Source organism: uncultured Nevskia sp. (assembly GCF_903885465.1).
GTDB lineage: Bacteria > Pseudomonadota > Gammaproteobacteria > Nevskiales > Nevskiaceae > Nevskia.
Genome location: NZ_CAISIQ010000295.1, coordinates 1 through 3,401 on the forward strand (window position 1 = coordinate 1; position 3,401 = coordinate 3,401).

Annotated in this window: 4 protein-coding genes; 1 reads left to right on the forward strand and 3 read right to left on the reverse strand. The window is 64.5% G+C overall.

Annotated elements, in window-relative coordinates; all coding sequences use genetic code 11:
- The 3 genes from QZY06_RS11445 to QZY06_RS11455 all read right to left on the reverse strand — a co-directional run.
- Positions 1 to 547: DUF3336 domain-containing protein (locus QZY06_RS11445; RefSeq protein ID WP_295684302.1), on the reverse strand; the 547-nt coding region annotated here is incomplete at its 3' end.
- A gap of 139 nt (positions 548 to 686) precedes the next feature.
- Positions 687 to 2,222, reverse strand: coding sequence for a sensor domain-containing diguanylate cyclase (locus QZY06_RS11450; RefSeq protein ID WP_295684305.1), 1,536 nt, complete (start codon positions 2,220 to 2,222; stop codon positions 687 to 689).
- Positions 2,223 to 2,271: 49 nt separating this feature from the next.
- Positions 2,272 to 3,228, reverse strand: a complete 957-nt coding sequence (locus tag QZY06_RS11455) for a triacylglycerol lipase (RefSeq protein ID WP_295684308.1) — start codon at positions 3,226 to 3,228, stop codon at positions 2,272 to 2,274.
- Between QZY06_RS11455 and QZY06_RS11460 the strand changes: the two genes are divergently transcribed.
- Positions 3,221 to 3,401: hypothetical protein (locus tag QZY06_RS11460; RefSeq protein ID WP_295684310.1), on the forward strand; the 181-nt coding region annotated here is incomplete at its 3' end. The two genes, QZY06_RS11455 and QZY06_RS11460, sit on opposite strands and share 8 nt — an antisense overlap.

The window sequence follows — 3,401 nt, forward strand, 5'->3', positions numbered from 1 at the left end:
CGCCGAAGTGGAAGAACATCAGCATGCCGCCGCTCGACATCATCAGCGCCGAGCGGCCGTAGCAATGGCTGGCACGGCGGAACAGATCGAGCTTCACGGCCTCGGGCACTTCATGCTCGGGCAGGCTTTCAATGTGCAGCAGCGTGTCGCAGACGGTGTCGACGAAATCGCTGATCAGCGCCTTGGTGCCGAAGTAGGCCTTGGTATGCAGCACCGGCTTGCCCATGCCGCCGAGGTTGCCGTGCACGCCTTCCTCGATCGCGAACACCAGGCCGTGGCTGTCGCCGGCGGCACGCAGCGCGACCAGCTGATCGAGCCGGGCGCGGATCATCGCGTGGTCGTAAAGGTTCGAAGGCTCGCGAACCCGCCACTTCGCGCGGCCGCTGAGTTCATCGAGCGCGCGGGCCTGCTCGGCCCATTCCTCGTAATTCGTCGACAGGCGCAGGTCGTTGCGCGCGGCATGCTTGTGCTTCGGTCGGCGTGACTTGCCAGCAGTCGACGCGGGGGGCGGCTCGGAATTCAGGTGAGGCTTTAGCGCGGCATTCATGAGAAGTCGGGCGGACGTACAGGCACGAGGCCTGTCGACAGATGAGCGGAGGCCGGGCCGGCATCTTATCGATCTGCGCGTTCGGGCGATATCCGAGCACGCCAAGCGGCCCGCGCGAGCACCATTGCCGTGGAGAACGTCAGCTCTGCAGAAGGCAGCGGTTCCTGCCCGCCGCCTTCGCGGCGTAAAGGATGAGGTCGGCACGGCCGACCAGACTTTCCAGGTTGTCGCCGTCCTCGGGCTCGATGGAGGCGATGCCGGCGCTGATGCTCATCATGATCTCGCCGTCGGCCGTCGTCAGCGGTCTCGATTCGATCGCCAGGCGAATACGTTCGCCGACGGCGAGGGCTTCATCAGCGTCGGTCTCCGGCAACAGGATCACGAACTCTTCGCCGCCGTAACGGGCCAGCAGGTCGGCACCCCGCAGTTCGGAAAGGGCCAGACGAGCGACATGCTTCAGACTTTGGTCACCGAGTTGATGGCCGTGGCGATCGTTGATGCGCTTGAAGTGATCGAGATCGAACATCACCAGCGACAGCGGCTGCTTGTAGCGACGGGCGATCTCGAAGATCTGGTCGCCCAGCGCGAAGAAGTGGCGGCGATTGGCGATGCCGGTGAGTTCATCGGTACGGGCGGCCGCGCGCTCACGGTCCAGCGCTTCGGCCAGTGCGCGATTGGCGGCATCGGCATCGCGCTGGGCTTGCTGCAACAGTTCATCGGACTCATGTCGGGCGGTGATATCGCGGTCGATGATCACTGCGCCGGTGACCTTATCGTTTACGTCCTTCAGCGGCACAGTCGCATGAAGCAGCACCTTGCGGCTACCGTCGGGCATTTCCACCAAGAGTGATTCCTCCGCACAGGTGTCGCCGCTGCGCAGGGTTTCCGCGGCGGCCCAGTCGCTGGCGGCGAATGGGCCGCCATCGCGCAAGCGCGAGCCGCCGCGCTCCAGCGAGCCCCCATCCGGGGTGCTCCAGATCTGCCGTCCCGCAGGGTTGCTCTGGATGATTCTGCCCGCGGCATCGGTAAGCCAGACGCCGATCGGGAGCGCATCAAGAATCATCCGCAGGCTACGCTCTGCCTGCTCCAGTTTCACTTCCGCAAGCTTGCGCGCGGTGATGTCTTCGTGCGCGACGACAAAGAAATGCGGCCCCTCCGAGTTGCGGCTGGGTGTCACATGGGCGATGAACCAGCGAGGCTGGGATGGGCTGGGGCAGGGATACTCAAGCGAGAAGTGATCCAGGTCACCCTCGAGCACGGATCGCAGGCCGTCATACATCGCCTTGGCCGATACATCGTCGTCATGGGCGGCACGTTCGCAGACGGCGAGATAGTTCTCGCCGACGTAGTGCGTCATGCACTCGCCGAGATTGTCGGCAGCGAACTGCCGCCAGGTCTCGTTGACGCCGACGATCACACCTTGAACGTCGATCATCGCGACCGATTCGGTCAGCGAGTCCAGCACCACATTGGAAAGCTCCGGCCTCTGGTTGCGCATTCGGTCTCCGCTTTTCCACCGGCTGCTCGAATGGCAGATTCGGACTCGGCCCTCTGGAGGACGCCGGAGGCTCTCATTGAGCGAGATCGAACGGTCGGCTTTCGGCGACGGAAGGCATCCGCTGCATGTTGAAAGGGGGCCTGCCCAGGCTTTTGAGTGGCGCGGTGAGGCGATCAAACCAAACGATGCCTTCCAACCGCCCGACAAGTGCCATGGCTGGCCGGCTTCAATGGCTCAGTTCACCCGCTGCATAAGGCATCAGCGGCGGCTCGCCAGCCGCGAGGTGAGGATTGGGCGCGCCGGTCTGCAAGGTCGAGGCCACGATCTGCAGCAACCCGCTGACGATCGGCGCCTGCAGCAGCACCGTCACATCGACCGGCAGCAGACGGCACAGCGAAGTGCCCCCGGCGCGCGTGACATCGGCAGGGCCCGAATGGCTGATGGCATCCAGCGCCAGCGCGAATGCGACCGGATCGGTGGTGCCGATGGTGCCGTGTTCGACGAGATAAGCAGGGCAGATGTCCTGCAGCAGGATGTTGGCGACATGACGGTTGTTCTGGCCGAAATCGAGCGCCGCCGTCGGTACCGGCACAACCGGCTGCACGAGTTCATCGAACTGCGTGTAGATCGCGGTGTAGTCGACATCGCCCGGTGTTTCGTCGCCAGCATTGAGTGCGGTGATGAAATTGGCATCGAGCGCGAACTGGTACAGCGCCTCCGGAAGCAGCCCGACCGGCAGCGCGCCCAGGCCCAGCGCGTCGAACAGCGCAGCCACGGTGTCGAAGCCAAAGGCGACGCTGGTGCCGTGATTGGGCCCGGCCAGCAGCACGAAATCGGCGACCGCTTCGCGCGCCGACGGCCAGAACTTCAGCGCCCAGCGCGGCATCGTCGCGCCCTGGCTGTGGCCGATCATCGCGACCTTGCGGCCCGTCCGCGCGTAGATGCTGCGCAGCGCGTTGACCACGTACTCCGCGGAAATCTGCAGATCACCGAGACCGCGATCGGGATAGGTGACGATGCAGACGTCATAGCCCATCGCCACCAGTTGCGGCGTGTAGAACAGCGTGAACTGTTCGGTGCCGGTGAAGAAGGTGCCGTGCACCAGCAGCACTGGCGGCTTGTCCGGATGTTCGAAGGGCGTGCAGTTCAGGGACGCGTCGAGCGTCGCCTGCGGCGTGATCAAGGCCGGTTCCGATGACAGGAACGAATCCGGCGCGCTGGAGCTGCCGCAGCCTTGCAGGAGCAGCAGGGCCAGGACGATCGGGACGGCAAAAAAGCGAGTCCGGCGCATTGAAGATTCCTGTGAGGTGACACACGGCCCCGCATCCTACGTGCAGGCCGCAGACAAAAAAACAG